Annotated in this window: 7 protein-coding genes and 1 pseudogene; 1 reads left to right on the plus strand and 7 read right to left on the minus strand. The window is 67.8% G+C overall.

All coding sequences use genetic code 11. The features are described from left to right. The 7 genes from LJE69_RS18630 to LJE69_RS18660 all read right to left on the minus strand — a co-directional run. On the minus strand, window positions 1-773 hold a 773-nt coding region (locus LJE69_RS18630), incomplete at its 3' end, for a cytochrome ubiquinol oxidase subunit I (RefSeq protein ID WP_296927554.1). Between the two features lie 380 nt (window positions 774-1,153). Next, window positions 1,154-1,627 carry a nickel-responsive transcriptional regulator NikR gene (gene nikR / locus LJE69_RS18635; protein ID WP_296927555.1) on the minus strand — a complete coding sequence of 158 codons (474 nt, stop codon included), beginning with the start codon at window positions 1,625-1,627 and terminating at the stop codon, window positions 1,154-1,156. 138 nt (window positions 1,628-1,765) lie between these two features. Further along, entirely contained in the window at window positions 1,766-2,542 is a 777-nt protein-coding gene (locus tag LJE69_RS18640; protein ID WP_296927556.1) for an energy-coupling factor ABC transporter ATP-binding protein, read from the minus strand. Further along, complete coding sequence (gene cbiQ, locus LJE69_RS18645; protein ID WP_296927557.1) at window positions 2,539-3,294, minus strand: cobalt ECF transporter T component CbiQ; 756 nt, start codon at window positions 3,292-3,294, stop codon at window positions 2,539-2,541. Before cbiQ ends, LJE69_RS18640 begins: the two co-directional genes overlap by 4 nt. Then, a complete protein-coding gene (locus LJE69_RS18650; RefSeq protein WP_296927558.1) occupies window positions 3,294-4,010 on the minus strand; it encodes a hypothetical protein in 717 nt (238 codons plus the stop codon). Before LJE69_RS18650 ends, cbiQ begins: the two co-directional genes overlap by 1 nt. Further along, the gene (gene cbiM / locus LJE69_RS18655; protein ID WP_296927559.1) at window positions 4,003-4,623 is read right to left on the minus strand and encodes a cobalt transporter CbiM; all 621 of its coding nucleotides are present in this window, start codon (window positions 4,621-4,623) and stop codon (window positions 4,003-4,005) included. Before cbiM ends, LJE69_RS18650 begins: the two co-directional genes overlap by 8 nt. 12 nt (window positions 4,624-4,635) lie before the next feature. After that, on the minus strand, window positions 4,636-5,457 hold the full coding sequence (locus tag LJE69_RS18660; RefSeq protein WP_296927560.1) for a DUF4198 domain-containing protein: 822 nt from the start codon (window positions 5,455-5,457) through the stop codon (window positions 4,636-4,638). Between the two features lie 300 nt (window positions 5,458-5,757). Here LJE69_RS18660 and LJE69_RS18665 point away from each other — a divergent pair. After that, window positions 5,758-6,059: pseudogene (locus tag LJE69_RS18665) on the plus strand (hypothetical protein); the annotation flags it as partial.

Below are 6,059 nucleotides of genomic sequence, written 5' to 3' on the forward strand. Positions count from 1 at the left end.
ATGGCGGCGAGCTTCACCTTCTGCACGTCGCCCACCTCGTAGCCCGACTCGTCACCGAGCAGGATCACGGACAGGATGGGGGCCATGCCAAAGCCCACGGCCACCGAGAAGGAGCGCTTCGCGAAGGCGAGATCCCGGCCCTTCAGCATGTACCAGGCGCTGATGCCGGCGACGAACATGGCCGCCGTGACGTAGCCGGCCGCCACCGTGTGCACGAACTTCACCTGCGCCACCGGGTTGAACAGCACGTCGATGAAGCTCTGCATCTCCATGCGCATGGTCTCGTAGCTGAACTCCGAGCCCACGGGGTTCTGCATCCAGCCATTGGCGATCAGGATCCACATGGCGGACAGGTTGGAGCCGATGGCCGTCAGGAAAGTCACCAGCAGGTGCTGGCGCTTGGTGAGCCGCTCCCAGCCGAGGAAGAAGAGGCCGATGAAGGTGGACTCCAGGAAAAAGGCCATCAGGCCCTCGATGGCCAGCGGCGCGCCGAAGACGTCGCCGACATAGTGCGAGTAATAGGCCCAGTTGGTGCCGAACTGGAACTCCATGGTCAGGCCGGTGGTGACACCCAGGGCGAAGTTGATGCCGAACAACTTGCCCCAGAACTTCGTCATGTCCTTATAGATCTCGCGGCCGGTCATGACGTAGACACTCTCCATGATGACGAGCATCCAGGAGAGTCCCAACGTCAGCGGCACGAACAGGAAGTGGTACATCGCGGTGGCAGCGAATTGCCATCGCGACAGCTCGATCATTGTGCTGTCAAGCATGGTTTTGTTTTCCGTCGCTTTGTGCAGTGATCCCAGCAGGCGTGCGGGATCACCGACAAACCGGGATGATCCGCAACCGCCCATCCTCGCTCAGGTGCCCCGCTGCCCCTGCGGAAACACTCTGAAGTCGACGCGTCCAGCGCCACGAGCCCGCTGCACGGCCGGTCTGCCGCGCGCCCCGGGCGCCATCCATGCATTAGTAAAACCTTATATTTCCTGCGTTTCGCAGACCGACATGCGAATTGTCAATGCATGCAGAATCGCTTAGGTCCCGCCATGCTTTCGATGACGGGGGTCAAGGGTAGAGCCGTGTATTTCCAAGCATAAACAAGGGGATAAGCCGATTTTTTGCGGGCATCAACGAGACTGGGGCAGGCAACTCACGGCAAGGGCTCCAGGTGCAGATGGCACGCCGCCCGGCCCGCGTCGCCATGGTCGTGCGCCTCTTCCGCGACCCGCACCGGCAGCACCGAGAGCCGCCCATGACGCACCCCCGGCTGCGCAATCAGCGCGTCGCCGAACGCCCGTACACGGTCGCACGGCCCGCGCAGCACCACCGTCTCCAGGCAATGATCGTGGTCGAGGTGGACGTGCAGCGTCGATACGGCAAGGTCGTGGTGGGCGTGATGGGCGCGGGTGAGTCGGCTCGCCAGCTCGCGCTCGTGATGGTTGTAAACGTAGCTCAGCGTCGCGACGCAGCAGCCGGCTGGCTCGTCGGCCAGGCGCTCCGTCTCCAGGCGCTCGCGGATCAGATCGCGGATGGCCTCGGAGCGGTTGCCGTAGCCACGCTGGGTGCGAAAGCGCTCGAAGGCGACGTTCAGGTCGTCGTCGAGGGTGATGGTGACACGCTGCATCAATGTCTCCGCGGGCGGCAACCGACCGGCGGAGCATAGCCGATTCAGCGAACAAAGATCGAAATCGAAATCGAAATCGGGACCGAAATCAGGATCGGGATCGGCACGGAAATCGCCAACCGGCCCGACAGCCCCAAATCACTCCCCGCCGTGATGATCCGCATGCACCGGCGCGGAACGCCCATGATCATGGTCGCCCGCAACGCCAGTCGCGTGCAGATGCAGGTGCGCGTGCCGGTGAGTGTGCTCGTGGCTGTGCAAGGTCGCCGGCACCAGCCGCCCCTCGTGCAGACTCACCGCCCGGGTCGCCAGGCGCTCCAGCAGGCGGCGGTCGTGGGAGACGATCACCATGGCCTGATCGAGCCCTTCCAGGTGCGTGAGCAGGCGCCGCTCGGCCGCCTCGTCCAGGCCATTGGTGGGCTCGTCCAGCAGCAGCACCTCCGGGCGCATGGCGAGCACCGTGGCCAGGGCCACCAGCCGTTTCTCGCCGGCGGAGAGGCGGTGGGTGACGCGCTCGGCGAAGCCGTCGAGGCCCAGGGCCGCCAGGGTCTGCTCGGCGTCCGCCCGCGCCGCGTCCCGGGAGCGGCCCAGGTTGAGCGGGCCGAAGGCGACATCCTCCAGCACGGTCGGGCAGAACAGTTGATCGTCCGAATCCTGGAACAACAGTCCGACGCGCCCGCGCACCGGCACGAAATCGGCCTCGGCACGGCGCTCTTCGCCGAACGCGATGACCTGCCCGCCGCTCGGATGCCGCAGGCCGACAAGCACTTGCAGCAGCGTCGTCTTGCCGGCGCCGTTGGCACCGGTGAGCGCGAGCCGCTCGCCCGGATAGAGAGCCAAGTCCACGCCACGCAGGACCGGATGGCTCGCAAAGCCGAAGTGCAGTCCGCGCAGCGCCAGCAGCGGCGTCGTCATGAGAGTCGATCCAGCGCAAGCAGCCCGGCCAGCAGCGGCAGCAAACCCACCAACCAGGCGGTATCCGGGAAGCGCCAGCGGTGGCTGTCGAGCAGGTAGAGCCGGCCCTGGAAGCCGCGGCAGCGCATGGCCGCCTCGATACGCCGGGAGCGCTCCAGGCTGCGCACCAACAGCATGCCGATCAGATTGCCATAGCTGATCCAGGTATGGCGGTCGCTGCGCGGCACAAAGGCGCGCGCGCGCATGGCCTGCCGCAGCCGCCGTTGCTCCTGGTCCAGCAGCGCGATCTGGCGCACCGTCAGCAGCAGCAGGTGCACCAGCTTCTCAGGTAGCCCGAGCCGGCCCAGGGCGTGACCCAGTACCGCCGGCTCCAGCCCGCCGAGCAGCCCGAGCAGCGCCAGCACCACGGCGTTGGCCTTGAGCGCGATCAACACCGCGGTGAACAGCCCCTCGCGCGTGGCGGTGAGGGGGCCGAAGGTCAGCCATGCCTCGCCCGGCACCGTGAACGGGAGCGTGGCGAGGACGACGAGCATGAAGCCCTCCAGCACCGCGAGCCGGCGCAGCAGCTCGCGCAGCGGCAGGCCGCCGGCCGCGGCCAGCGCCAGGGCCGCGGCGAGCGCGACGGCCGCGGCAGTGGGGGTCTTCAGGCTCACGGTGACCAGTGCGAACAAGACGAGCGCCACGACGAGCAACCGCGGATCGTGCTGCGCGAGCAGGCGCCCGCCGCGGGGGCTCAATGGTGACGGCTGCATCACGGACCACCGCGCGTGCGCCGGCACCGCCACCAAAGACCGAGACCGGCGAGGCCGATGATGTAGCCGATGCCGCCGAGCACGTCGCGGAACTGCACGGCGTCACGCGCCGCGAGTGCTTCCTCGCGCAGCGGCCGGACCTGCCGGGCAACGGCGCGCTCGATGACGGCCTCCAATGCCGGATCGAGGGCCGCGCCGGTGCTGGTCGAAGCCGCGGTCGATTGCGCCCCCACCGACGCCGTGTTGTCTGTCGCCCCGACATCGGTCGCACCGGCAGCCGTGCCCGCGGCAGCATGCACTGCGGCGGCCGGCGCCGGAAAGGCCCCCGCCAGCTCCGACGCGCCGATCTGCCATTCCCCGCGGTGACCGTCTACGGTCTCGGCGACGATGTGCTGCGCCACCGGCGCCGTGGCCTCGTAGCTGAAGCCACCGTCGGGCGCCGTGCGCAGTTGCGCCAGCACATCGCCGTCGGCATTGGTGACGGTGACCGGCACGTCCGCGGCCTTGGCACCGCCGGAGAAATAGACCTCGCCCTGGACACGCCGGCCCTCGGCGGTGGCGAACACATTGAGCTTGTGCGCCAGCGCCGGTGCAGCCACGAACAGGATCACCAGCAGCGCGATCAACTGGGACGCAAAGGCTCGCCATCGGTACCGCCCCAGGGCGGACAAACGCAGCGCATCCGCTGCACGCCGCAACCCCGCGCGCTCAGACATGCGGCGCCTCGCCATGGAGCACCAGCTCCGGCGCCACTCGATTCAGGAAGCTCATCACCGTGCCCGTCATCAGCGCCTCCACCAAAGCAAGAGGAATATAGATGAGTACGATGGCCTTGGCCGCGGGCCAAAACGGCTCACCACTCAGGCCCAGGCTCAGGGCGACGCAGGTGCCGGTGAGCATCACGCCCGCGGCGCCGGCCGCCGCGCCGATCAGGAACATGGCACGCGGCCCCGCGCGCGGCAACAGCGGCCGCAGCACCAACGCGCAGAGCACGGCCGGCAGCGCCATGTTCATGGTATTGACGCCGAGCACCAGCACGCCGCCGAAGCCGAAGAAGGCGGCCTGGAGCACCAGCGCGACGAACAGCGCCGGCACCGCCGTCCAGCCCAGCAGCAACCCCATCAGGCCATTGAGCAACAGGTGCACGCTGCTGGGTCCGAGTGGCACGCTGATCAGCGAGGCGACGAAGAAGGTCGCCGCCAGCACCGCTGCCTGCGGCAGGGCCTGATAGTCCAGCCGGCGCAGCGACACGGCCAGCAGACCGACCGACACCACCGCGCCGGTGATCAGCACCGGCGCACTCAGAACACCGTCAGGGATATGAGCCATGCCCGTGCAGGGTCAGTTCGCGCTGGTCGCCGTGTCGCCGGCCATGTCGCGGGTCCGCACCCAGATCAATGCGCCCTGCTCCACCGGCACCGCTTTGCCGTCCGGGTTCTGCATCGGCTCATCCCCCTCCATCAGCGCCGCGAAGCCCCACCAGCCGGCGCGCGGCATCGCGTAGGTGAACACGCCGTTGGCATCCGCTTTCAGCGACTGGGTTACGAAGGGGCCAGCCGGCGGCGTGACACTGCCGTCGTTCCGCCATTCGACTTCCACCTCGGCGAAGGGCACCGGCTCTCCGCCCTTCCTGACCAGACCGGTAAACACGTTGCCGGTCCAGAGCCCATAGGGCCGGGTCAGGGGCTCGATCTCTACCGGCAGCCCCACCAGCCGGTCCCAGCCTTCCTCGGCGCCGTAGGCATCGACGACGGTCTTGGCGTAGTGGACGATCATCACACCCTCGGCGGGTTCCCAATAGGGCGCAGGCTCGACGTAGAAGACGTAGTCACCCGGCCTCGGCACCTGAAACGTGGCCTTGTACGCGGGCTTGCCGTCCACCTGAACGGGCTCCAGGGCGCCTTTGAGGTCCTGCTTGCCGTCCGGTGTGAACACACCGAACGCGGCCGGCTCGCCCATGGGCATGACCGGCCCCTGCTCCATCGGATGGGTAAAGGTCAGTTCCAGCGTCAGGTCGCGCCCGGTGTCGGCGTCGACGATCTCGGTGCTGGGGATCAGCTCCTGAAAGTGCGCCGCCGCCACGAGCGGCAGCGCCAGGAACGTCACGGACAGGGCCTGGAACAAGCGGCGCTTGCGCGCCCGCGCGGAACCTCTGTGAGCCATACTGGCCTCCGACGTCGTGCTGTGACTGGCAATGCCGCCCCCGCAGCCGGGGAGCAACCGCCGTATGAGCATCAGACGATTGATCATACCGATCGGATGGGCCACCGGACAAGCGCCGCAGCACGCTGATCGCGTGGCGGGCAAGCAGCACAGCTCGGCAGCGTGCGCACCCACCATATGACCGACCATGGACATCAAGCTCTGGCTGGATTTGCGAACGCGACGCGAACGGGCCATAGTCCGCCGCGGCGGCAGCCGCACGATCCGTCGTCGCGCGTCATTCACAAGGGAGACCCACCCATGTTCCACGACAATCTTCGCACGCCCGCGGCAGTCCTCATGCTGCTGGTCTTCACCTTGCTTGGCGCCGCCACGGTGGCCGTCGCCGCCGACGAGCCCGGCGCCGAGGGCGCGCCCCTCTTCATCAACCTGATCACCGACGACCCGCACCGCGCCGACATGGCGCTCAGCTTCGGCAAGAACCAGTTGGCCCAGGGCCATCCGCTGACCGTGTTCCTGAACGACCGCGGCGTATACATCGCGGCAAAACAGGGCGCCGAGCGCTTCGGCAGGCATCAGGCGATGATCGCGGAACTGCAAAC

The sequence above is a fragment of the Thiohalocapsa sp. genome (assembly GCF_022340605.1).
In the GTDB taxonomy this organism is placed as follows: Bacteria; Pseudomonadota; Gammaproteobacteria; order Chromatiales; family Chromatiaceae; genus Thiohalocapsa.

Excerpts from the sequence above, each read along its gene's own strand:
- nikR (WP_296927555.1), bottom strand. The coding sequence starts at position 1,627 with ATGCAGCGTGTCACCATCACCCTCGACGACGACCTGAACGTCGCCTTC.
- LJE69_RS18640 (WP_296927556.1), bottom strand. The coding sequence starts at position 2,542 with ATGACGACGCCGCTGCTGGCGCTGCGCGGACTGCACTTCGGCTTTGCG.
- cbiQ (WP_296927557.1), bottom strand. The coding sequence starts at position 3,294 with ATGCAGCCGTCACCATTGAGCCCCCGCGGCGGGCGCCTGCTCGCGCAG.
- LJE69_RS18650 (WP_296927558.1), bottom strand. The coding sequence starts at position 4,010 with ATGTCTGAGCGCGCGGGGTTGCGGCGTGCAGCGGATGCGCTGCGTTTG.
- cbiM (WP_296927559.1), bottom strand. The coding sequence starts at position 4,623 with ATGGCTCATATCCCTGACGGTGTTCTGAGTGCGCCGGTGCTGATCACC.
- LJE69_RS18660 (WP_296927560.1), bottom strand. The coding sequence starts at position 5,457 with ATGGCTCACAGAGGTTCCGCGCGGGCGCGCAAGCGCCGCTTGTTCCAG.